The sequence below is a fragment of the Streptomyces sp. TRM68416 genome (assembly GCF_014596915.1).
GTDB lineage: Bacteria > Actinomycetota > Actinomycetes > Streptomycetales > Streptomycetaceae > Streptomyces.
The window spans coordinates 164,460-187,302 of sequence record NZ_JACVWU010000006.1; the positions used below are offsets into that span (position 1 = coordinate 164,460).

Genomic DNA, 22,843 nt, shown 5'->3' on the forward strand with positions numbered 1-22,843 from the left:
GGCGCGTGGTCGGTAGGTCCAATAGAGGATGGAGAACGCATTCATCGGCCGCGGCGCTGAATCCCGGCCCGTGGTGCCGTCGCACCACGGGCCGGGTGACGCTGTGTCAGGAAGACTTCGCGGCCAGGTACTCGGCCACCCCGGGCGCCTCGTGCGCGTCCTCGACGTTCACCATGGCGCCGACGGCCTTGGCGTCGGGCTTGAGCACATAGGTGGACATGCTCGCGGGCTTCGCCACGTCGGAGAAGTCCTGCGGGGTGCCGAGGCCGGCGTCGGCGTTGTTCTGCGAACGGTGCGCGGCGACCACGTCCTCGCGGGCGAGGCTGCCGTCCTTGCAGGCCTTCTTCAGGTCGGCGCCCATCAGCTGGGCGGCGTTGTACCCGGAGAGCACGCCGGAGTCGACCAGCTCACCCGGGTACTTCTTCTGGTAGGAGGCGACCATCTTCCGCACGCCGGGCACGTCCGCGCTGACGGCCGGGGCCGCGCTCACCACGTGCAGCATGGCCTCAAGGGCGGCCGCGGCGGGCGTCTTCATCAGCTGCGGGGCGTAGCCGGGGGCGCTGCTGACGACCGGGACCTGCAGTCCGCGGGAGGCCGCGACGCCGACCAGCGAGGCGGTCTGGGCCGGTCCGGCGCTGATCAGGATGGCCTTGACGCCGGCCTTGCGCAGCGCGGAGACCTGCGCGGACAGGTCGGTGTCGGTCGCCTTGATCTTCTGGCCGACGACCTTGATCCCGGCCTTCTTCGCGGCCCACTCGGAGCCTTCGAGGGCGTTGGTGCCGTAGTCGCCCTCGAAGTAGACGTGGCCGATGGTGTCGCCCTTGGCCAGGCCCTTGGTGCGGGTGAGGAAGTCCACTGCGGCGATCATGTCGACGTCGTAGGTGGTGCCCAGCACCTGCACGGGGTCCTTGCCGAGCAGGGAGGCGGCCCAGGCCTGCGGGAAGGTGAGGACCTTGTCGCGTTCGATGTCGTCGAGCAGCGCGGCGACCACCGGCGAGCCGATGACCTGGGGCAGCGCCACCACGTCCGGGGCGATGTCGGCGTAGGCGGTGACCGCCTTCTGCACGTCGTAGCCGTGGTCCTTGACGACGATCTCGACCTTGCGGTCGCAGATGCCGCCGTCGGCGTTGGTCTCGTCGGCCCACATCTGCTGGGCCTGCACGATGGACTTGCCGAGGGTGGCGTACGGGCCGGTGAGGTCGGTCAGGGCACCCAGCTTGATGGTCTTGTCGGTGACGCCGGGGCCTGCCTTGACGCCGTCGGCGCCGTCTCCTGCGCTGTCGCTGTCCGCCTTGGAGCTGCAGCCGGTGCCTGCGAGGAGCAGGGCGGACAGGGCGGCGGCCAGGACCGTCCTGGTGCGGTGCGTGGGGTGGTTCACGGTGTCGGCTCCTTGGCTCGATCGGCTGAGGCGGGTGAGGGTTCCGGGGTCGCGGTGTCCGCGTCCTCGGTGACGGTCCGGCGGCGGCGCAGGCGGGCGCGGGTGCGCCGGACCAGGCCGTGCAGGCCGTCGGGGGCGAAGAGCAGGATCAGCACGATCGCCGCTCCGTAGAGGTAGCGGGCCGCCTCGGTGGGGCCGACCGCTCCGTCGGTGGTGCCGGGGGCCGCCACCAGGGGCAGCTGGTCGGCGTAGCGGGTCATCAGCAGGGGAAGCGCGGTGACGAAGACGGCTCCCGCGGTGGCTCCGGCCACCGAGCCGAGGCCGCCGATGACGATCATGGCGAGGTAGTCGACCGAGAGGGCGAGGCCGAAGTAGTCAGGGACCACGCGGCGGAAGGCGAGGGCGAGCATCACCCCGGCCAAACCCGCGTACATGGAGGAGACCACGAAGGCCGCCGAGCGGTAGCGGGCGATGTGCACGCCCATCACCGCGGCCGCGGTCTCGCTGTCGCGCAGCGCCACCATGGCGCGGCCCGGGCGTCCGCGCAGGATGCCTCGGGCGGTGAACCAGGTGAGTGCGAACAGCGCCAGGCTCAGGTACCACAGGCGCTCCTCCGCGCCGAACGGCACGCCCAGCACCGTCAGTTCGGGATCGGCGCCGGTGAAGCTGAAGCCGCCGAGCTCCAGCGGCGGCACCGAACTGCCGTTGAAGCCTCCGGTGACGGAGTCCGCGGTGAGCAGGACGTGGTGGCCGAGGAAGACCAGGGCGAGGGTGGCGATGCCCAGGTAGATGCCGCGCACCCGGGCGGCGACGGGGCTGAACAGGCCGCCGGCGGCCCCGGCGAGCAGCACCGCGAGGACGACGGCGAGGGCGGGCGGCAGTCCGGGGCCGGGTTCGCCGGCCAGCCAGACGTAGCCGTAGGCGCCGACGGCGAGGAAGAAGGCGTGGCCGAGGGAGAGTTGGCCGGCGGTGCCGGAGAGCAGGCCGAGGCCGATCGCGCCGACGGCGGCGGCCATCGAGAACAGGCCGATGCGCAGCCAGAAGGCGTCCAGGTAGAAGGGCAGGGCGCAGAGCAGGAGGACCAGCAGGAGGGTGCGGGCGCGGCTGCGGCGCAGGAAGTCAGACACGGGCCGCTCCCTTCGCGCCGAACAGCCCGGTGGGCCGTACCAGGAGGACGAGGACCATCACGGCGTAGGGGGCGACGTCGCCGAAGCCCTCGCCGAGGACGTGCAGTTCGGACTGGTAGCCGGCGACGAGGGCCTCGGTCAGGCCGATCAGCATGCTGCCGGCGAGGGCGCCGGGCGGCGAGGTCATGCCGCCGAGGATGGCGGCCGGGAACGCCTTCAGGGCGATCTGTCCGGTGGTGCGTTCCAGGCCGGGGGCCGGGAACGCGGCGAGGAAGACGGCGGCCAGCGCCGCGAGGCCGCCCGCCAGGCACCAGGCGAGGGTGCGCACCCGTACCAGGCGTACGCCCATCAGGGCGGCCGCCTCCACGTCCTCGGCCGAGGCGCGCAGCGACAGGCCCCAGGAGGTGTAGCGGAAGAGGGCGAAGACACCGCCGATGACGACGGCGGAGACCACGATCGCGGCGAGCCGGCTGTCGGCGACGGTGATGGGGCCGAGGCCGCTCACGGAGTCGCCCCAGGGGTCGCCGAGGGTGAGCAGGTCGCCGCCGATGCGCCGGGACAGGTCGGTCAGCAGGACGATGTCGATGCCGATGGTCACGATCGTCTGCACATGGGCGGAGTGCGCGTCCTGGCCGCCGACCTGGAGCAGGAACCGGTCCATGAGCCCGGCCACGGCCGCGGTCACCAGGACGGCGACCGCGAGGGCGCCGGCGAAGCCGAGGTCGTCGTGGAGGACGGCGGTGAGGTAGCCGCCGAGCAGGAGCAGGGAGCCGTGGGCGAAGTTGATGACGCCGGAGGCCTTGAAGATGATGACGAAGCCGAGGGCGACCAGGGCGTAGACCGAGCCGAGGGCCAGGCCGTTGAGGACGTTGTCGAGGAACCCGGTCATGCCGCATCCTCCCCGCCGGCCTCGGTGGCCTCGGTGCCGAGGTAGGCGCGCAGCACCCCGGGGTCGCGGCGGACCTCGTCGGGGCTGCCGTGGGCGATGACCCGGCCGAAGTCGAGGACGGTGACCTCGTCGGCGAGCCGCATGACCAGGCCCATGTCGTGCTCCACCAGCAGGACGGACAGGCCGAGTTCGGCCCGTACGGTGCGCACCACCTCGGCGGTGCGGGCGCGTTCGGCGCCGTTCATGCCGGCCACGGGTTCGTCGAGCAGCAGCACGCTGGGCTCCAGACAGAGGGCGCGGGCGAACTCCACGCGTTTGCGGTCGCCGTAGGAGAGCAGGGCGACCGGGGAGTCGAAGTGCGGGCCGAGGCCGACGAGTTCGGCGATCTCCCGGGCCCGGTCGAGGTGGGCGCGCTGTTCGCGCACGGCGCTCGGCAGGCGCAGGGCGCTGGCGGCGAAGCCGGCGCGGGACAGGGCGTGCCGGCCGAGCATCAGGTTGTCGGCGACCGTGCCCTCGGTGGTGACGATGTTCTGGAAGGTGCGGGCGACTCCGAGGGCGGCGATGCGGTGCGGGGCGAGGCGGGTCAGCTCGGTGTCACCGAGACGGACCGTGCCGGCGGCCGGGCGGTACAGGCCCGAGAGCACGTTGAAGCAGGTGGACTTGCCGGCTCCGTTGGGGCCGATGAGCGCGTGCACGGAGCCCGGGGCGACCGTGAAGGACACGGTGTCCAGGGCGGTGAGCCCGGCGAACCGGACGGTGACGTCCCGGACGTCGAGCACCTCGGGTGTGGTGGTGCGGTCGTTCACGCGGCCCCCTGACCGTCGGCGGTCTCGCCCAGGTACAGGCGGCGTACGGCGTCCGTGCGGGCGAGTTCGGCGGCCGGCCCGGAGAGCCGGATCTCGCCGACCTCCAGGACGTAGGCGCTGTCCGCGAGGGAGAGGGCCATGCCGGCGTTCTGTTCGACCAGGAGCACGGCGGTGCCCTGGCTGTTGATCTCCTTCACGACGTCGGCGATCCGGGCCACCATCTGCGGGGCGAGGCCGAGGGAGGGCTCGTCGAGCAGGAGCAGGCGGGGGGCGGCCATGAGGGCGCGGCCGATGGCGAGCATCTGCTGCTCTCCGCCGGACAGCAGTCCCGCGGCCTGGTGGGTGCGTTCGGCGAGCCTCGGGAACAGCGTGAAGACCCGCTCCCGGGCCTCGCGCACCAGGGCGGGGCTGCGGCGGCCGAGGCCGAGGCCGCCGGTGCGCAGGTTCTCGTCGACGCTGAGCCCGGCGAACACGCGTCTGCCCTCCGGGACCTGGACGACGCCGGCGCGTACGGCGGCGACCGGGTCGCGTCCGTCGAGTTCCGTGGTGCCGTAGCGGACGCGGCCGGCGGTGACCGCGCCGCGGTGCAGGCGCAGGGTGCCCGACACCGCCCGCAGCAGGGTCGTCTTGCCGGCACCGTTGGCACCGAGCAGGGCGACGACGCCGCCGTGCGGGACGGTCAGTGACACGGAACGAAGGGCGGACAGGGCCCGGCCGTAGGTCACGTCGAGTTCCTCGACGTGCAGGGCCGGCTCCTCGTCCGGTGGTGCTTCGGGCATCACGTCTCCTCGGGGCCGTACCGGACCGGCACGGTGCTTTGGGGGAAGAGGGATTCACTGGGGGTTCACTGGGGATCTCGCTGGGGATCTCGCTGGGGAGCTCGCTGGGGAGCTCACGACAGCACGGGCGCGGGCGCGCGGAACAGGGCTCGGGGCGGGGTCGCTGCGTGGTCCCAACGGGGGGCGCCGGGGTTTGTGCGGGTGCCCAGGGCGGGGGCGGCGGAGGGTTGCGGGGCCGGTCGCGGGGGCAGGTCCGCCGCCAGGGGTGCCGCTGCGTCTGGCGGGGCGGGAGGGCGACCGGTGAGTGCGGTGCGGTGCGGCTTCGCGGCCCGGCCGCCAACCAGGTCCGTGTCCACGCTCGTGGCGGCGCCGGGGCTTCGCGGTCCGCCAAAGGGCTCGCGCCCCGCTCGACAGGCTCGTGGGTGTCCACGCTCGTGGCGGCGCCGCCCGGCCTGCGGCGGGAATGCGAAGAGCCGCGCCCTGGGAGTGGGAGCGGCTCGTGCGGGTCGGTGGCCGGACGTGGGGTGGGCGCGCGGCGGGGTTCGCGCCCGGCTCAGCGCAGCAGTCGTCGCGCCGTCAGGGCCAGGCTGATCTCCACCAGGTCCTGCGGGCGGGCCAGGGAGCGGCCCGTCAGTTGTTCGCAGCGGCGCAGGCGGTTGAGGACGGTGTTGCGGTGGCAGTAGAGGCGTTCGCCGGCCCGTTGGGCGGATCCGTCGCAGACGAGCCAGGCGGACAGGGTGTCCAGGAGGACGTCCCGGTCGGCGGGCTCCAGGCGCAGCAGGGGGCCGAGGACCTGGTCGGCGAGGGTCGTGCCGAGTTCCGGGCAGGAGATCACGAGCGCCTCGGGGAGGTGGTCGTCGAGCCGGACCGTGCCGCCCTCCGGCGGGCAGATCCTCAGCGCGAGATCGGCCAGCCGCCGGGCGTCGCCCACGGCGGCCAGTCCCGTCACGACGCTTCCTATGCCTTTTCGGGTGCCGGGGGCTGCGTCGCCGAGCCCTTCGAGCGGCTCCACCGGGTCGCCGTCGCCGTCTGGATCGTCGTCCTCGATCAGCACGATGCCGTAGTCCACTTCCACTCCTGTGTGCCAGTGCACGCGCAAGCCGGGCGGTACGGCGGCGGGGCGGACGCCGGAGGGCCGTCGGCCGGCGACCGCGACGACGACGTACCGCCCGTGCTCCGGCAGGTCGAGGCCCTGTGCGGTCTCGGGCAGGTCGGCGATGCGGCTGGTGCCGTCCAGGAGGGCCCCGGCCAGCAGCCGCACCCGGTTCTCGCGCCGCCAGGACAGCTGCCGTTCGGCCTGCCGGTAGGCGTCCGCGACGAGGGTGCAGTGTTCGTCGACGAAGTTCCACATGTCGGTCGCCACATGGACGAGCAGACGTACGTCCTCGGGAGCCTGCCGGGAGGTCTCCTCCACCAGCCGCTGCCACACCAGGGAGCCGCCCAGCCGGAAGGCGTGCAGCAGGGCGTCCAGCGGCACTCCCTGCTCGGCCCGGCGGACGCCGATCTTCCATGAGCAGCGGCGGGCCGCGTCCCGGTTGCCGCGCGGGTCCAGCAGCGACAGCACGCTGTGCCGCAGGGAACGGTTCACTTCCTGCCAGGTGCCCGTGTGGTCGTTCTCCACCGCCGTGCGGTAGGCGCACTCCTGCTCCTGGAGCAGGGCCACCAGCCGGTCGGTGAGGTTCGGCAGGTCGTCGAGCAGGATACGGGCGGCCCGGTGCAGGACGCGCAGGGCGTCCGCGTCGATCAGCGACCGGCCGCGGCGTGCCGTCCGCGGCTGCGGAACGGGCGTGGGTGCGGTGCGGATCATCGCTCGTGCCCCTACGGCAGGATGCATCGCAGTCCTCCCTCAACCTCGGCCCTCCGGCGGTGTGACCGTGCCGGGAGGCGCAGCGGTGTCCGGTCGGCCGCGTCGCCTCTACGGCGGCGGCGGCCGCCCGACTCGTCCTGCCCCGAAGGATGGCATACCGTCCGGTCGGTCCCTAGGGTTGTGCACCGCTCTTTTTCCTCCCGGTCCCCACAAATGCGCACCTCGGCCGTCACCCGCCCTCCTGGTCGACCATGCGGGCCAGCTCGATCCGGGACCGCACGCCGAGCACGGCGAAGACGTTGCGCAGGTGGTAGTCGACCGTGCGGGTGCTGACGGCGAGGCGCAGGGCCACCTCCCGGTTGGTGGCGCCCTCGGCGACGTACCGGGCGATCCGCAGTTGCTGCGGGGTCAGCCGGGCGAGTCCGCCGGCCGTGTGCGCGTCCTCGCGCGCGGCGACTCCGCCTGCCCGCAGTTCGCCGCGCGTCTGGTCGGCCCAGACCTGGGCGCCGCACCGTTCGAAGGCCATCAGGGCGGAGCCGAGCCGGTCGCGCGCCTCGCGCAGCCGACGCCTGCGGCGCAGCCACTTGCCGTGGAGCAGTTCCGTGCGGGCGCGTTCGAAGTCGCCGCCCGGCTCGCCGTGCAGGGCCAGGGCATGCGCGTACAGACCGTCGACGTGGTCGGCGCGGTCCGCGGGGGCGAGCAGGGCGTGGCAGCGGGCGAGTTGGGCGGGGGCGTGCGGATCGGCGCCGAAGGCCGCCCACAGGGCGAAGTCGTCGACCACCGCCCGCGCCTCGTCGGGCCGCCCGGCGAGCACGGCGGCCTCTACGAAGCAGGGCACGGCGAGCATCCACACCGCGAAGTGACCGCGCCGGGGTCCGGGCAGCACCAGGGGGCCGAGCCGGTCGGCGGCGTCGAGCGGGCGGCCGCAGCCCAGGTCGGCCCGGGCCACCGCCCATTGCGCCAGCGTCGCCGCCTGGGCGAGGCCGTGGCGGCGTGCCGTCGCCAGCGCCGCGGCCGCGTGCTCCGCCACGGCGGCCGTCTCGCCCACGACGGAGGCGGCGAGGGCCAGCATTGCCTGGTGGTGGGCGGCCGTGTTGCGCCGGCCGGCCCGGCGCGCGGCCCGTACACCGTCCTCGGCGTGGGTGCGCGCCTGCGCGTGCCGTCCGGCGCGCAGTTCGGCGTAGGCGAGGTACTCCAGAGCGCGTGACTCCAGCGCGGCGGAGTCCCGGTTGCGGGCCGCGGCGAGCGCGCGGGCACCGGCCCGGCGGGCCACGACGACGTCCCCGAGCAGCAGAGCCGCGGCCGCCGACCGCAACAGGTGCTCGGGCCGCCCGTCGGCCTGCGCCCGCTCCACCACCGTGCGCAGCAGCGGTACCGCGTCATCGAGCCGCCGCTCCAGCAGGGCCCGCATGCCGAGACGGTAGTCGGCCGTGACCGCACCGCCGACCACTGCGGGCGTGTTCCGAGGGGGCCCGGACGGGCGTCGAGGCATGGCCTCCGGCGCCACGGGCGTGCCTTGGGCGGTGCCGGGCGGGCGTCGGGCCAGGGGCCCCGGCGCCTCGGGGGTTCCCTGCGGGGCGCCGGGCGGGCACTGGGCCAAGGACCCCGGCACCTCGGGAGTTCCCTCCAGGGCACCGGGCAGGCACTGGGCCAAGGACCCCGGCACCTCGGGGATTCCCTCCAGGGCGCCGGGCGGGCACTGGGCCAAGGACCCCGGCACCTCGGGGATTCCCTCCAGGGCGCCGGGCGGGCACTGGGCCAAGGACCCCGGCACCTCGGGAGTTCCCTCCAGGGCACCGGGCAGGCACTGGGCCAAGGACCCCGGCACCTCGGGAGTTCCCTCCAGGGCACCGGGCAGGCACTGGGCCAAGGACCCCGGCACCTCGGGGATTCCCTCCAGGGCGCCGGACGGCCGTTGAGCCAGATGCCCCGGCACCTCGGCAGTGCCCTGCTCGGCACCGGGCGGGCGTTGCGGCAGGGCTTCTCTTACGTGGCCGTCCGTCGTGCGGGCTCCGTGTGGGGCAAGCGGCTCGGGGGCGGGTGGACTGATTCCGGGCCGTGTGACGGGCGGTGCGTTCGTGTCCTCGCTCAGTGTCTTCAGGCACGCCGTGAGATCGCCCGCGGCCCAGGCCGCGTCGGCCGCGGCGAGGCGGGCGGCCTCGGCCTCCTGGGGTGCGTCCGTGCCCAGCAGGGAGGCGGCCAGTAGCAGTGTCTCCCGGGCGTCGTCGACGGGGCCGTCCGCCAACTCGGCCCTGCCCCGGGCCAGTTCCGCCCGACCGCGGTCCACCGCAGTACGCCCGGCCGCGCCCCGGCTCCGGACGGGCGGAGCCGTCGGCACGCTCCTGTCTCCGATCATTCCCGGGAGGTTACTCGCGCGTAAATCCGGGCGGAAGTCGGTCACCCGGACCGTCATGGACCCCGATCGGGCCTGCCACCTGCGGTTCCGCGCGGGGCGGGTGGGACACGGACTGTGCCGCCGCCCAGAGTTTCCGGGCGGCGGCCGTGCGGGGGCACAACGTCAGGAGGTGTGCGGGCAGTTGCCCCGGTACTCCTCGATGGTCAGGCTCGGCCGGGGCAGCGGACACAGGAACTGCTCGTAGCGGGTGTCGTTGTCGATGAACCGCTTGAGCCAGGAAACGCTGTACTTCGCGATCGTCGTGTTGGACGTGTTCGGGGCGAAGTGGGTGGCCCCGTTCAGCTCCAGATAGGCCCGGTCCAGGGTGGACGGCAGGCTCGTGTAGAACGGCTCGGAGTGGCTGGAGACCGGGGCGATGGTGTCGCCGTCGGCCCCGATGATCATCGTGGGTGTGCGCAGTTCCGGCCAGGTCTTGTCGAGGTTCCACGGGGTGAGCGGGATCGCCGCCTGGAGCGAGGGACGCGACTTGGCGGCCTCAAGGCTGCCGCCGCCGCCCATGGAGTGGCCCATGACACCGAGCCGGCTGCTGTCGACCCGGCCGCGCACCGAACTGCGCTGGGTCAGATAGTCGAGCGCGGCCAGGAGCTGGCCGCCCCGCGAGTCGGGCTGGTCGAGCGTGGTGTTGGTGTCGATGGTGAACACCACGAAGCCCTGGGAGGCCAGGCGCGGGCCCAGCCAGGCGATCGAGGACTCGTAGGCGGTGTATCCGGGTGAGATGGCCACGGCCCCGAAGGTGCCGTCGCTGGTACTGGTCGGGTAGTAGATGGTGCCCCCGCCGAAGCCGGTGACGGCGAGCGAGGAGACGGACGTCTGCGAGACGGCGTACGGTCCGCGCAGCGCCTCGATGCTGGCCGTGGTGGGCGCGGGACCGCGCTCGTAGGGGTTGTCGGCGGCGTGGGCGCCGGGGCCGGCGAGGGTGCCGAGTCCGATGACCGCGGCGAGCGCCGCCGCGGCACCGGCGAGGCGGCCGGTCCTGCGCCGGGTGGAGCCGGCGCGCTTGTGGGGGTGGTGCAGCACGACGAGTCGTCCTCTCTGTCGTGGCGGGCGGCCCGGAACCTCCCGCTGACCGCGGGCCCGGGCACCGCCGTGGGGAGTGGTGCCGTGCCACTGTGGGCGTCCGCCCCGCCGCCCGGGACCGGCAGAATCACCGGCCTTGTACGACGCCCCGACAGACGTTCGACGCCCGGTCCGGGGTGGGCGACCGACAGGGACGGGCCCGGTCTCCCGTGCGCGACACAGGAAAGCCGCGCTGCTGCGCGCGAACGTCCCGGCACCGGAGTGACCACGCCGGTCCGGGGCCCCGGGACACCGGACGGGGGCCTCCGCGTGTGCGACGCGCCGTCGGCATCCGTGGGCACCCCTGGCCTGCCCCTCCCCCCGCCCTGTGTGAAACGCTCCTCCACGACGGGCCGATCGGGGCCGGTCGCCATCGGGTTACGGCAGCGTGGAGAGGCGACAGCATGCGCATCGGACTGCTCGGCACCGGCCCCTGGGCGCAACTCGCCCATGCCCCGGCCCTGAGCCGGCACGAGGCACTGGACTTCGTCGGCGTGTGGGGCCGTCGCCCGGACGCCGCGAAGGAACTGGCGGAGCATCACGGCACCCGCGCCTACGACGATGTCGACGCGCTGCTCGCCGACGTGGACGCGGTCGCCGTGGCGCTGCCGCCGGACGTCCAGGCCGGGCTCGCGGTACGGGCCGCGCGGGCGGGATGTCATCTGCTGCTGGACAAGCCGCTGGCGCCGACGGTCGACGAGGCGCGGGCCGTGGTCGAGGCGGCCGAGGAGGCCCAGGTCGCCTCGGTCGTCTTCTTCACCACCCGCTTCCAGCCGGAGACGGAGGCGTGGATCGCCGCGCAGTCGGCCGCGCAGGGCTGGTTCACCGCACAGGCGCAGTGGCTGGGAGCCGTCTTCCGGACCGACAGCCCGTTCGCCGACTCGCCCTGGCGCCGGGAGAAGGGCGCCCTGTGGGACGTGGGTCCGCACGCCCTGTCCGTCCTCCTTCCGGTCCTCGGCGACGTCCGCCGGGTGACGGCGGCCGCCCCCGGCCCCGGCGACACCGTCGTGCTGGTCCTCGACCACGCCGGCGGCGCGACGAGCACCCTCACCCTCAGCCTCACGGCGCCGCCCGCCGCGGCCGGTGCCGCCGTCGAACTGCGCGGCGAGGCAGGCGTGACGCTCCTGCCGACCAGCTCACAGGGCGCCGTGCCCGCCCTGATCCGCGCGGCCGACGCCCTGCTGACCGCCGCCCGCACGGGCACCCCCCACCCGTGCGACGCGCCCTTCGGCCTCCGCGTCACGGAGATCCTCGCGGCGGCGGAGGCGCTGTTGGGCGGCGGGCCGCCGGCGCCCTGATACACGCACCCGGCCCTCTCCGCATGGCCCTCCCACGCCGGACGGAAGGGGCCGTCCGGCGTGCGCGGTCGGCGACGGCCTACTGGTTCACGCCGGGGACGTGGAAATTGATGCGTTCGCTGACGATGGGGAAGCCTGCCTTGGCGAAGTTCGCGGCCATCGGGAAGTTGCCGTGGTCGGTCGCGCCGGTGATGGTCTCGGCGCCATGTTCGGCCAGGAAGTGCGTGCACTCCGCGAGGAGGTCGTAGGCGTAGCCGTGGCCGCGCTGTTCGGGCTGGACGCCGATGAAGCCGATGGTGGGGCCCGACGGGTTGTGGGCCGGGATGTGGATGCCGACCGGTTCGCCGTCCGGGGTGCGCGCGACCTGCCACCACTCGCGGGGCGAGGGGCACCAGTGGAAGAAGTCGAGCTCCTCCTGGGCGGCCCGGTCGAGTCCGCCTTCCTCGATGGCCCTGAGCGCGTGGGCGTCGAGGGTGGCGGAGTGGATGCGGCGCAGCGCGTCGAAGAAGACGGCGTCATCGGGCTCGGCGTGGAAGACGAGCCGTCCGGGTCGTTCGGGGAGCCCGCGGGACGGGGTCCACCGGTACAGGTAGCGCTCGACGAGGAGTTCGTAGCCGGCGGCCCGGGCGGCCGCGAAGCGGGTCTCCGCGGCGACCCGCACGGTGGCCTCCTCGCGGCCTCCGCCGGGGATGTTGATCTCCAGTTCGACCTGCCACGGGGCGGAGCGCAGGAGTTCGGCCCCCGCCTCCTCCTCACCTTCGGCCACGTCGAACCAGTTGATGTTGACGGGTTCGGTGTCGTCGGGACCGCCCCACCAGGCGCCGCGCGCGACGACCTCGCCGTCGCGCAGGGCCACGCGCTTCCAGTCGGGGCGGTGAACGGTCCTGCGGTGTCCTTCGCGGGCGCCGAGCGGGTCGGGCATGGCGTCGAACAGGTGGGCGTCGCTCTTGTCGAGCGTACGAATGACCAGATCGGTCACGGATTCCTCCGGGATGAATACTGCGAGAGCGCTCCCGGTCGGATCACACGAAGCACGCCGGGACAGCGGTGAAGGGAGCGCGGGACAAGGTGAACTGCATGGCACTCGCCTCCTTCCGTTGCGTCGCGGCGTGACGGTCACACCGTATGCGATCTTGCGCGGTGGCGTCCACGTATTTCCCGGGGGAGGCGGCGGCGCGGCACTAGTCTCGGCGCCATGACCGACACCACCCTGCGCTCCGTCACCGTCGAGCGGACCGAGACCGGCCGCTTCACCGCGGTCAACGCCCGCGGCGGCACCCTCGACTTCGGCACCAGCGGCGGCACCGAGTTCACCCCGGTCGAGCTGTTGCTCGCCGCGATCGGGGGGTGCACCGCGGCCGACGTCGATGTCGCCACCAGCCGGCATGCCGAGCCGGGCCGGTTCACCGTCACGGTGACCGGCGACAAGGTCGACGACGAGAGCGGCAACCGTATGACCAATCTGCGGGTCACCTTCTCCGTGGCGTTCCCGGAAGGCGAGGGCGGGGACCGTGCCCGTGCGATCCTGCCCCGGGCGGTGAAGACCTCGCACGACCGGCTCTGCACGGTCAGCCGCACGATCGAGGCCGGCACGCCGGTCACGGTCACGGTCGAGGGCTCCTGAGCACCCGCCACCCACACCGACACCGACACCGACACCGACACCGCCGAGGATCAGCTCGACCGCCGCGCGCCGAAATCCCGTTGCGATCGCGGTCCCTGTCCCCGGACCCTGGCCGCATGTCCTACGTCCTTCGCCCGGCCGGCCTCGCGGACGCGCCCGCCATCACCGAGTTGCTCAACGAGGTCGACCTCATCGAGATCGGCCGCCCCGAGACCGATCTGCACACCGTCGAAGCCGATCTGAAGCATCCCGAGGCGGACCTGGAGCGGGACTCCTGGCTGGCCTTCGACGGGGACCGGCTGGTGGCGTACGGCCTGCTGTGGGACGAGTCGGGCGGCGAGCGCATCGACGTCGACCACTACGTGCTGCCCGGCCACCAGGAGGCCGGGCAGCACGTGCTCACGGCGATGGAGTCCAGGGCGCTGGCCAAGGCCCGCGAGAACGGCGCCGAGCGGGCCGTGGTCCATCTGCACCTCAACACCGGGCCCACGCTCGACACGGCGCTGATCCGCGCGCGGGGCTGGTCGGCCGTACGGCGCTACCACGTCCTGCACCGTCCGGTGGACGCCGCCCGGGACCGGCCGCCGCAGCCGCCGGCCGGGGTCCGCCTGCGATCGTGTGCCACGGAGCCGGACCGGCTGCGCGTGCACGCTCTCTACCAGGAGACTTTCGCCCGGCACTTCGACTTCCAGCCGCGCGCCTACGAGCAGTGGCTGCACGACATCGACGCCGAGGCGCTCGACTGGTCGCTGGTGTGGCTCGCGAGCACGGAGGAACTCGGGGACGTCGGCTTCCTGATGGCCCGCAACGACCGCGAGGCCATGGGGTGGATCCGCAGCGTCGGCGTGCTGTCCGAAGCCCGCGCGCGGGGTCTCGGCGGCCTGCTGCTGCGGCACGCGTTCGCCGAGTTCGCCGCCCGTGGACGGGACACCGTCGGCCTCGGGGTGGACACCGGCAACACCACGGGGGCGCCGGGTCTGTACGCCCGCCACGGAATGACGGTCCACTACGCCGTGGACACCTGGGAGACGGTGCTGCGCTGACGGTGACGGCGCGTCACGAAGGTGCTGCGGCAGCCGCGTCGTGGATCCGACCCGCCCGTGCACGGTCATGGCCCATGATGGTCGGGCCATGACCGAGCCCCGTCCGACGACGCCCCGCGCGCCGCTGCCCGCGTTCCGGGCGGCCGTGTTCGCGCTCGTCGGCACGGTGCTCGGGGTGTGCGCTCACCGTCTCGTCGCCGAAGGGCCGCCGCCCTGGCGGCAGGGCGCGGCCGCTGCCGCCGTGCTCTTCGCCGTGGGGCTGGCCGGGGCACGGCGCCCGCGGTCGCGCGCCGCCGTGGTGGCGGCGTGCGGTGCGGGACAGGCGGCACTGCACCTGTGGCTCTCGACGGCGCACGCGCACCCGTCGTCGCCCGCCCACGCCCACCACGGCCCGGGCGCGCAGGCCGCCTGGTACGACTCGTCGGCGATGACCGCCGTGCACGCGGCCTCGGCGGTCGTGGTCGCCCTGCTGCTGCACGGGGCGGACGCGGTGTGCTGGTCGCCGGCCCGGGGACCGACGGCCGCGGTCGACGCGGCCCGCGCCCGTACGTCCGTGGTCGGGACGCTGCTCGGCGGGCGTGCGGCCGTACCGGCCGTGCCGGCGTTCGTCCGGGCCTGGCCGGGGCGTCCGCGTCTGAAGGGGTCGGTGCTCACGGACGTAGTGGTCCGCAGGGGGCCGCCGCGCTCCGGTACCGCTCCCGCCCTCTGACCTTTCGGGACGCCTGTCCGGTCGTCCCGCGTTCCCCCACGCCTGGAGACACCCATGTTCGCTGCCCCGAAGAAGCGCGGCACCGTCCGGCGCCTGCCCCTGCTGACCGTCGCGGCCGCCACCGCCGTACTGCTCGCGGCCGGGCCGGCCGCCGCTCATGTGGAGGTCGAGGCCGACAACGCCCGAGCCCTGGCGGAGAACGTCACGCTCACCTTCGCCGCCGAGTCGGAATCCGCCACGGCCGGGATCACCCGGCTGCGCGTGGTGCTGCCCGAGGGCATCGCCCCCGCCGACGTCGTCTACGGCGAGGGTCCCGAGGGCTGGACGTTCACGGCCGGCGGTGACGGCTACACCGTCGGGGGCCCGGCCCTGAAGGCCGGTGAGGACGTCGAGTACTCGGTCGTCGTGAGGCAGCTGCCCGACACTAAGGAGCTGGCGTTCAAGACGCTGCAGAGCTACAGCGACGGCCGGATCGACCGCTGGATCGAGCTGGGCGGCTCGGGCGACGGCCACGGTCACGGCCACGGCAACGAGGCCCCGGTCCTCGGCCTGAAGGCCGCCGCGCCGGACGCCCAGCCGGTGAGTCCGTCACCCACCGCCCCTCCCGCTTCCTCCGCTCCCGCGCAGGAGACGCCCTCGTCCTCTCCGGCGGCCCGGGCGGAGGAGAAGGACGACGACGGCGGTCTGTCGGCCGGAGCGTGGACCGCCATCGGCGTCGCCGCCCTGCTCGTGGCGGGCGCCGCGGTCCTCCTCGTACGCCGCCGGTCCGGCGCCGGGCAGTAGCGGTCGCCGACGCCCCGTGCGGAGCGGCAGTGGGGATGCTCGGGCCGGGTCGCGTGGCGGGATGACGTGTGCTGTGCTGGAAGGGCAGGAGCAGGAGAGCACGCACATGCGTCGCAGCCGAGATTCCGCCTTCGTGACCGCCCGGTCGTCCGCCCCGACCGGAGCCGGCGGGGCGCTGCTGCCCGCGCGGGATCTCGCGGCCGCCTGGAGCGTCGTCGTCCTGATCACGGTGCCCGCCTGGGCGCTGACGATCGGTCAGGCCCGGGACATGGGGGTCGAGCCCGGCACCATGGGGATGGCGCTGCCCCTGTTCCTGGTGCTGTGGGTGACGATGATGGCGGCCATGATGCTGCCGTCCATGGCGCCGGTGGCCCTCACCTGGGTGCGGGGCATCGGCCGGCAGTCCTCGGGCTGGGCACGGACCGGCCGCACCGTTCAGTTCATGGGCGGATATCTACTGGTGTGGACGGCCTTCGGGCTGCTCGCCTACGCGGCTCTGGCCGTCAGCGGCAACCTGGTGGAGGACCGTCCCACCGCCGGACGCTGGATCGGCTCGGTGGCCTTCCTGCTCGCGGGCCTGTACCAGCTCGGTCCCCTCAAGCACGTCTGCCTGCGGCACTGCCGCGACCCGCTGAGCCATCTGGTGCGCTACGCCGGCTACCGGCGCCCGGCCCGCGATCTGCGGGTGGGCCTCCACCACGGCGTCTACTGCGTGGGCTGCTGCGCCGGGCTGATGGTCGTCCTCGTTCCGCTCGGCGTGATGAACGTGGCGGCGATGGCCGCGCTGGCCTTGGTGATCTTCCTGGAGAAGCTGTGGTCCCGGGGGCCGCTGCTCACCAGGGTCGTGGGCGTCGTCTTCCTCGTACTGGCCCTGCTCGCACCGTTCCAGGACTGGCTGCTGCCGGGGCTGCGGGGCTCGATGCCGTCGATGGGCGGCATGTGATTCCTGGTGCGCCCGCCGGGTTCCCCGCCGGGGACGGCGGGTGCAAGCTGGAAGGGAGGCCGCCTTCCGATCCCGGAAGGGGGTCGGAACACGCGGTCTCGCACTCCGAGTGAGCTCCCCGGGGCTCGGCTGGAGGGAAGCGAGATGACAGAACAGGCCACCACCGGTACGCGCTGGCACCTGGCCGGCGACTGGTTCGATGTATGCAAGTGCGCCATCCCCTGCCCGTGCACGTTCGCACAGCCCCCGACCTACGGCGACTGCGAGGGCGTGCTGGTCTGGCACATCCGGGAAGGCAACTTCGGTGACGTACGGCTCGACGGCCTGAACGTCCTGATGCTCGGCTCCTTCACGGGCAGCCCCTGGGAGGGCACGCACACCGACCCCTATGCGGCGGTCTTCCTCGACGAACGCGCCGACGACCGGCAGCGGGCCGCGCTCGGGGCCGTCTTCGGCGGTGAGGCGGGCGGATGGCCGGCGGAGTTCGGGGAGATGTTCCACCCCGAGATGCGCGGCATGGACGTCGCCCCCATCCATGTGGAGATCGACGAGGATCTCGCCACGTGGCGGGCCGAGATCCCGGGCCGTGTCACGGCGAGCGCCGAGGCACTCACCGGGCCGACGACGCCGGACGGCGCGCGCGTGCAGGTCCTCAACGCCCCGGGCTCCGAGGTCGGGCCGGGGCAGGTCGCCACCTGGGGCCGGGCCACCGTCGACCGTGCGGACGCGTTCGGCTTCTCCTGGGACCGTTCGGGCAAGTCGAGCAAGCACTTCCCGTTCGACTGGAGCGGCCCGGACTAGGCGCTCCGCGGGGAGTGCCGTGATGTGCCGTCGTTTGGCTGCGGACTCGTTGTGGCTGGTCGCTCCCCCACGCTCGGCTTCGCTCGCGCGGGGGGGGGGGGGGACCCCCATCGCGGCGGAGCCGCATATCGACACAGCCCCGCGCCCTATGGGGCGCTGCCGCACCGCAGTCGAATGCACCAGGCCCGCTCAGAGCCCGGACCAGAGCCGATCGTCCGGGCCAGTGCCCCTCTGCCCGTCCGCCGGCAGGGCTCTCGGGATGCAGATCGCGCTGTCGCGATGAATGGTGATAGGGGACCCGATGACTTCACCGGGGCCGAAGAAGCGATCCGGACCCGAGGAGCAGAGATCATGCCGACGTCACAGCCCGCGTCCGGGCCGTCCGAGGACCGCGCGACCCCGGACGACCTGCTCCACACCCGCACCGGCACCGAAGTGTCGCCGGAGGACGTGGTCCTTGCCTCGGGCAAGGACATCACCCCGCGCAATCTCGAATGGGCCAGGCGCAAGCTGGAGGCGGAGGGTCCGGCGGCCCTCGACAAGCTGCTCCCCTGAGCGGCCGGGCAACCCCTCATCCGGGCGGGTCCGGGCACACGACCCGGACCCGCTGGACCAGGTTGTTGGCGAAGCCGCCGCGGTTCCACGGCTGTTCCAGCGGCTGGGTGTGGCCCTCGGTGTCGGTGGCACGTGCGCTCAGGACGTGTTCGCCCGGCGTCGCGGTCCACTGCAGACGCCAGCGGCGCCACGCCCACCGGTGCCCGTGCTCGGGCTCCAGCTCGGCCTGCCGCCAACTGCGGCCGCCGTCCGTGCTGACCTCGGTCCGGGCCACCGGGGCCCGCCCGGACCACGCGCGGCCCTCCAGCGAGACGGGGCCGGCCGGGACGACGCGGGTGCGGGACATGAAGTCCGGAAAGCCGGGTGGCACCAGCAGGGCGCGCGGGGCGATCCGGGTGACCGGCTCCCCCTCGTCGTCGGGCTCCTGCCGGAGCCGGTAGGCCACGGTCTGCTGGAAGCCCGTGAACGGCTCGTCCACGACCCTGATCTCCCGCAGCCATTTCACGTGGGCCATGCCGTACCAGCCGGGGACGACCAGGCGCAGGGGGTGGCCGTGCTGCGGGGGCAGCGGGGCGCCGTTCATGGTGTGCGCGACCAGGATCTCGGGGTCCGTGCCCGTGGCGACGTCCAGGGGCAGGGAACGCCGGTAGTCCTGTTCCACGCCGCGTTCCACGCCGTGGTCGGCGCCGGTGAAGACGACCTCGACGGCGTCGGCCCGGACGCCGGCCTCGGCGAGCAGCAGTCGCAGCGGTACGCCGGTCCACTCGGCGGTGCCGACGGCCTCGACGAGCCAGGGCTGGCTGACCGGGCGGGGGGTGAGCAGGGCCCGGCCGTTGCCCGCGCACTCCAGCGTGACCCGCGTGGTGACCTGGGGGTACGCCCGCAGGTCGGCGAGGTCGAGGTGGAGCGGGCGGTGGACGCGGCCGTCGAGGGTGACGTGCCAGGGGGTGTCGTCGGGGACGTGGGGGATGTCGTAGTGCGTCAGGACGTAGTGCAGGCCCGGCGGGGTGAGGTCGTAGCGCAGGGCTTCGAGCGGCAGGCCGTGGTTTCTGGTGGAGAGCGCCAGTTCGTCCCGGCCGATCGCCTCGTCGGGGGCGGCCAGCCGGGCGGGGGCGCTCGCGTCACCGAGGTGAGAACCCATACCTGGATTGTCGCGCTCAGGCAGCGGCTGCGTCCTGCGCAGACGCCGGACAGCGGAGGCGGACGCTCAACTTCCGCACTCGGAGCGGGCGTTCATAACCGGTCAGGGATCATCGGTTTCCGGCCCGCTCTTCCGGAAGCGGTCTTCCGGCTGCCAGACTTGCGCGGGTGCCCGACTTCGACATGCTCGTCCTCGGATCCGGTCCGGGCGGCCAGAAGGCCGCCATCGCCGCGGCCAAGCTGGGCCGCCGGGTGGCCGTCGTCGACCGCCCCGACATGGTCGGCGGGGTCTCCATCCACACCGGCACCATCCCTTCCAAGACACTGCGCGAGGCGGTGCTGTACCTCACCGGTCTCACCCAGCGCGATCTGTACGGCCAGAGTTACCGCCTCAAGGAGGACATCACCGTCTCCGACCTGATATCGCGCACCCAGCACGTGGTGGGGCGCGAGGTGGACGTCATCCGCAGCCAGCTGGCCCGCAACCATGTCGCGCTGTACTCCGGCACGGGCCGGTTCGTGGACGAGCACACCGTGGCCCTCCAGGAGGTCACCGGCCATGAGCGGCTGCTCAGCGCCGAGCACATCGTGATCGCCACCGGCACCCGGCCCGCCCGGCCCGCCACCGTCGAGTTCGACGGCCGCACGATCATGGATTCGGACAACGTCCTCGCGCTGGAGCAGGTACCGCGCTCCATGGTCATCGTGGGCGCCGGCGTGATCGGGATGGAGTACGCCTCCATGTTCGCGGCGCTCGGCAGCAGGATCACCGTGGTGGAGAAGCGTGCCGGGATGCTCGACATGTGTGACGTCGAGGTCGTGGAGTCGCTCAAGTACCACCTGCGGGACCTCGCGGTGACGTTCCGTTTCGGGGAGACGGTCGCCGCGGTGGAGCGGCATCCCCGGGGGACGCTCACCGTCCTGGAGAGCGGCAAGAAGATCCCCGCCGACGCGGTGATGTACTCGGCGGGCCGGCAGGGCCTCACCGACGGCCTCGACCTCGACAAGGCCGGGCTGTCCGCGGACCCGCGGGGCCGGATCTCGGTCGACGAGCACTACCGCACCGAGGTGCCGCACATCTACGCGGTCGGCGATGTCATCGGCTTCCCGGCGCTGGCCGCCACCTCGATGGAGCAGGGCCGCACGGCCGCGTACCACGCCTTCGGGGAGCCCGTCGGCCGGATGCACCGGCTCCAGCCCATCGGCATCTACACCATCCCCGAGATCAGCTTCGTCGGGCGTACCGAGGACCAGCTCACCGATGCGTCGGTGCCGTTCGAGGTCGGGATATCCCGCTACCGGGAGCTGGCCCGCGGGCAGATCATCGGTGACTCGCACGGCATGCTGAAGCTGCTGGTCTCCCCCGAGGACCGCACGCTGCTGGGCGTGCACTGCTTCGGCAGCGGGGCGACCGAGCTCATTCACATCGGGCAGGCCGTCATGGGGTGCGGGGGCACGGTCGACTATCTGGTCGACGCGGTCTTCAACTACCCGACGCTGGCCGAGTCCTACAAGGTCGCCGCCCTCGACGCGACGAACCGTCTCCGGCAGGTGGACCGCATCGGGGACTGAGGGGACTGAACCGGCGCCCCTACGGGGCTTCCCCCGCGGGTGGTTCGGTCACGTGCACCGCCGCCTCCTCCGCGCCCTCGGTCTCCTCGTCCACGGCGGCCTCGCTCTCGGAGGTCTCCTGGGCGAGGCGTTCGTCGAGGGGTTCGCCCTCGTGCTGTTCGGCGGCGGTGGTGCCGTGCTTGGTGACGCCGAGGGGCTTCTCCGGGGGTGAGTAGCCCGCGTCGAGGGTGTCGTCGTAGGTCCGCCCGCCGACGGTGTTCTGGGGGTCGAGGGGAGCCGCGTCCTCCTGCTCCTCGTTGTCGCCGGTGGGCTGGTACACGTCGTCGGCCATCGGCTCGGGGCTGCTGGGGTCCGTGCCCATGTCTGTCTCCTTTCCCGGTCCCCCACCGCGTTTCCCGATCCACCGCCGCCAACCCCACCACCCGACTTGAAGGATCAATGCGTGGGGCTATCATCACTCGCACACACGGTGTGACCGACTGCCGACTCTGCGGTGCGGTATCCGTCGCTCCCTGCCTTTCGCCGCCCCTGCCCCGAGGCCACCCCTCTCGCGTCAGAGGCGGTGCCACCCCCCACTCCACGACGCCGCCAGGTCTGTCCGCGTCCTGACGGCGTGCACGACGGAAAGCAGCGCAGGCATGAGCAACAGCAGGCCCCGAGGTCTCCAGGCAGGCGCCCTCGGGACGTTCGACACGGTGGTCACGGCGGTCGCGGGCAGCGCGCCGGCGTACTCGATCGCCGCGACCACGGCGGTGCTGGTCGGCGCGGTGGGTACGGCCGGACCGGCGGCGCTGCTGTACTGCCTGATACCGATGCTCGGCATCGCGCTGGCGTTCAGTTACCTGAGCCGCATCGACGTGAACGCGGGGGCCAGTTACTCCTGGGTGGGCCGAACTCTCCACCCGTTTCTGGGATTTCTCAGCGGCTGGGCCCTGATCGTGTCGGCCACCATCTTCATGGTGGCCGGCTCGCTGCCCGCCGGGGCGATGACGCTGGCGCTGTTCGACGAGCAACTCGCCGAGAACACCGCCCTGTCCACGCTGGTGGGCGCGGCCTGGTTCGTCCTGATGCTCGGGGTGGTGCTGGGCGGGGCCCGGCTCACGGTCCGCGCGCAGCTCGTCATGACCGGCACCGAACTCGCCGTCCTCGCGCTCTTCGCGGTGCTCGCGGTCTTCCACGCGGACAACGCCCGCGCCTTCGACTGGTCCTGGTTCGGCTTCGGCCAGTTCGACGGTGTGTCGGGCTTCGCCTCGGGCGCGCTGATCGCCGCGTTCTACTTCTGGGGCTGGGACGTGAGCTGCAACCTCAGCGAGGAGACCCGTAACAGCCGCCGTACGACGGGACTTGCGGGTCTGATCGGGCTCGGGGTCGTCTTCCTGCTGTTCGAGGTGTTCACCATCGCGGTGAACGTCGTGCTGTCCGCGGACCGGCTCCAGGCCGGCGGGGCCAATGTGCTGGCCGCCCTAGGCGAGGAGATCTGGCCGGGCTGGGGCGGCCGACTGCTGATCGTGGCGGTGATGCTGTCCACCATCGCGACCCTGGAGACAACGCTCATCCAGGTCACCCGCTCACTGTTCGCCATGGGCCGCGACCGTACGATGCCGTCCGCGCTGGGCCGCGTGCACCGCACCTGGAACACGCCGTGGGTGGCCGTGGCGGTGGTGGGTGTGGTGGCGCTGACGATGTTCGTCGCCTCGGGCGCGCTGGGCAGCGTGGGCGACATCCTCTCCGACGCGATCTCCGCGATCGGTCTGCAGATCGCCGTCTACTACGGTCTGACGGGCCTGGCCGTGGTGGTCGCCTATCGCAAGCTGCTGCTGAAGTCCGCCGCCCACTTCTTCCTCGGCGGGCTGTGGCCGCTGTGCGGCGCCCTGTTCATGTTCTGGGTCTTCGTGGAGTCGCTGGGTTCGCTGAGCCCCGCCGCGATCGCCATCGGCATCGGCGGGCTCGCCGCCGGGCTGGTCCCGATGGTCTGGTACTGGCGGCAGGGCAGCGACTACTACCGGCCCGCGAAGCTGGATGCCACGCGTACGGTCGAGACGGACTACGTCCCGCATGGCCGCGCCGCCCGCCAGGCCCGGGTCCACGAGGGTCTCCCCACCGACTTCTGAGGGAGC

20 protein-coding genes and 1 pseudogene are annotated in these 22,843 nt (G+C 73.2%); 10 read left to right on the plus strand and 11 right to left on the minus strand.

The window, feature by feature from the left end; translation table 11 throughout:
- Nucleotides 1–106 precede the first annotated feature (106 nt).
- The 8 genes from ICC28_RS12570 to ICC28_RS12610 all read right to left on the minus strand — a co-directional run bounded on the left by ICC28_RS12570 (nucleotide 107) and on the right by ICC28_RS12610 (nucleotide 10,216).
- Nucleotides 107–1,378 carry an ABC transporter substrate-binding protein gene (locus tag ICC28_RS12570; RefSeq protein ID WP_188288577.1) on the minus strand — a complete coding sequence of 424 codons (1,272 nt, stop codon included), beginning with the start codon at nucleotides 1,376–1,378 and terminating at the stop codon, nucleotides 107–109.
- A complete protein-coding gene (locus ICC28_RS12575) occupies nucleotides 1,375–2,505 on the minus strand; it encodes a branched-chain amino acid ABC transporter permease (RefSeq protein WP_188288578.1) in 1,131 nt (376 codons plus the stop codon). Before ICC28_RS12575 ends, ICC28_RS12570 begins: the two co-directional genes overlap by 4 nt.
- Nucleotides 2,498–3,394 carry a branched-chain amino acid ABC transporter permease gene (locus tag ICC28_RS12580; protein ID WP_188288579.1) on the minus strand — a complete coding sequence of 299 codons (897 nt, stop codon included), beginning with the start codon at nucleotides 3,392–3,394 and terminating at the stop codon, nucleotides 2,498–2,500. Before ICC28_RS12580 ends, ICC28_RS12575 begins: the two co-directional genes overlap by 8 nt.
- On the minus strand, nucleotides 3,391–4,200 hold the full coding sequence (locus ICC28_RS12585; protein ID WP_188288580.1) for an ABC transporter ATP-binding protein: 810 nt from the start codon (nucleotides 4,198–4,200) through the stop codon (nucleotides 3,391–3,393). Before ICC28_RS12585 ends, ICC28_RS12580 begins: the two co-directional genes overlap by 4 nt.
- Nucleotides 4,197–4,979: an ABC transporter ATP-binding protein gene (locus ICC28_RS12590; RefSeq protein WP_188288581.1), complete on the minus strand. Its 783-nt coding sequence runs from the start codon at nucleotides 4,977–4,979 to the stop codon at nucleotides 4,197–4,199. Before ICC28_RS12590 ends, ICC28_RS12585 begins: the two co-directional genes overlap by 4 nt.
- A gap of 553 nt (nucleotides 4,980–5,532) precedes the next feature.
- A complete protein-coding gene (locus ICC28_RS12595) occupies nucleotides 5,533–6,813 on the minus strand; it encodes a PucR family transcriptional regulator (protein ID WP_188288582.1) in 1,281 nt (426 codons plus the stop codon).
- A 202-nt stretch (nucleotides 6,814–7,015) separates the two neighbouring features.
- Complete coding sequence (locus ICC28_RS40480) at nucleotides 7,016–9,142, minus strand: LuxR C-terminal-related transcriptional regulator (protein WP_411158587.1); 2,127 nt, start codon at nucleotides 9,140–9,142, stop codon at nucleotides 7,016–7,018.
- Nucleotides 9,143–9,304: 162 nt separating this feature from the next.
- On the minus strand, nucleotides 9,305–10,216 hold the full coding sequence (locus ICC28_RS12610; RefSeq protein WP_223188790.1) for an alpha/beta hydrolase: 912 nt from the start codon (nucleotides 10,214–10,216) through the stop codon (nucleotides 9,305–9,307).
- 446 nt (nucleotides 10,217–10,662) lie between these two features.
- Between ICC28_RS12610 and ICC28_RS12615 the strand changes: the two genes are divergently transcribed.
- A complete protein-coding gene (locus ICC28_RS12615; RefSeq protein WP_188288584.1) occupies nucleotides 10,663–11,556 on the plus strand; it encodes a Gfo/Idh/MocA family protein in 894 nt (297 codons plus the stop codon).
- A gap of 79 nt (nucleotides 11,557–11,635) precedes the next feature.
- On the opposite strand, the gene ICC28_RS12620 is transcribed toward ICC28_RS12615, so the two are convergent.
- Nucleotides 11,636–12,535 carry a GNAT family N-acetyltransferase gene (locus tag ICC28_RS12620; protein WP_188288585.1) on the minus strand — a complete coding sequence of 300 codons (900 nt, stop codon included), beginning with the start codon at nucleotides 12,533–12,535 and terminating at the stop codon, nucleotides 11,636–11,638.
- Between the two features lie 216 nt (nucleotides 12,536–12,751).
- Here ICC28_RS12620 and ICC28_RS12625 point away from each other — a divergent pair, with 216 nt between their 5' ends.
- The 7 genes from ICC28_RS12625 (at nucleotide 12,752) to ICC28_RS12655 (ending at nucleotide 18,014) form a co-directional block, all read left to right on the plus strand.
- A complete protein-coding gene (locus tag ICC28_RS12625) occupies nucleotides 12,752–13,180 on the plus strand; it encodes an OsmC family protein (RefSeq protein WP_188288586.1) in 429 nt (142 codons plus the stop codon).
- 116 nt (nucleotides 13,181–13,296) lie between these two features.
- The gene (locus ICC28_RS12630; RefSeq protein ID WP_188288587.1) at nucleotides 13,297–14,223 is read left to right on the plus strand and encodes a GNAT family N-acetyltransferase; all 927 of its coding nucleotides are present in this window, start codon (nucleotides 13,297–13,299) and stop codon (nucleotides 14,221–14,223) included.
- An 88-nt stretch (nucleotides 14,224–14,311) separates the two neighbouring features.
- Nucleotides 14,312–14,932, plus strand: coding sequence for a hypothetical protein (locus tag ICC28_RS12635; protein ID WP_188288588.1), 621 nt, complete (start codon nucleotides 14,312–14,314; stop codon nucleotides 14,930–14,932).
- Nucleotides 14,933–14,986: 54 nt separating this feature from the next.
- Nucleotides 14,987–15,715, plus strand: a complete 729-nt coding sequence (locus tag ICC28_RS12640) for a DUF1775 domain-containing protein (protein WP_188288589.1) — start codon at nucleotides 14,987–14,989, stop codon at nucleotides 15,713–15,715.
- A 106-nt stretch (nucleotides 15,716–15,821) separates the two neighbouring features.
- On the plus strand, nucleotides 15,822–16,658 hold the full coding sequence (locus ICC28_RS12645; protein ID WP_188288590.1) for a DUF2182 domain-containing protein: 837 nt from the start codon (nucleotides 15,822–15,824) through the stop codon (nucleotides 16,656–16,658).
- 144 nt (nucleotides 16,659–16,802) lie between these two features.
- Entirely contained in the window at nucleotides 16,803–17,459 is a 657-nt protein-coding gene (locus tag ICC28_RS12650) for a DUF1326 domain-containing protein (RefSeq protein WP_188288591.1), read from the plus strand.
- Between the two features lie 351 nt (nucleotides 17,460–17,810).
- Entirely contained in the window at nucleotides 17,811–18,014 is a 204-nt protein-coding gene (locus ICC28_RS12655; RefSeq protein ID WP_188288592.1) for a hypothetical protein, read from the plus strand.
- Nucleotides 18,015–18,030: 16 nt separating this feature from the next.
- On the opposite strand, the gene ICC28_RS12660 is transcribed toward ICC28_RS12655, so the two are convergent.
- Entirely contained in the window at nucleotides 18,031–19,155 is a 1,125-nt protein-coding gene (locus ICC28_RS12660) for a sulfite oxidase (protein WP_188288593.1), read from the minus strand.
- A 167-nt stretch (nucleotides 19,156–19,322) separates the two neighbouring features.
- Between ICC28_RS12660 and sthA the strand changes: the two genes are divergently transcribed.
- The gene (gene sthA / locus ICC28_RS12665) at nucleotides 19,323–20,726 is read left to right on the plus strand and encodes a Si-specific NAD(P)(+) transhydrogenase (protein ID WP_188288594.1); all 1,404 of its coding nucleotides are present in this window, start codon (nucleotides 19,323–19,325) and stop codon (nucleotides 20,724–20,726) included.
- A 114-nt stretch (nucleotides 20,727–20,840) separates the two neighbouring features.
- Here the strand turns inward: sthA and ICC28_RS12670 are convergent.
- Nucleotides 20,841–21,087: pseudogene (locus ICC28_RS12670) on the minus strand (hypothetical protein); the annotation flags it as partial.
- A 277-nt stretch (nucleotides 21,088–21,364) separates the two neighbouring features.
- On the opposite strand from ICC28_RS12670, the gene ICC28_RS12675 reads away from it, so the two are divergent.
- Complete coding sequence (locus tag ICC28_RS12675) at nucleotides 21,365–22,837, plus strand: APC family permease (RefSeq protein WP_188288596.1); 1,473 nt, start codon at nucleotides 21,365–21,367, stop codon at nucleotides 22,835–22,837.
- Nucleotides 22,838–22,843 lie beyond the last annotated feature (6 nt).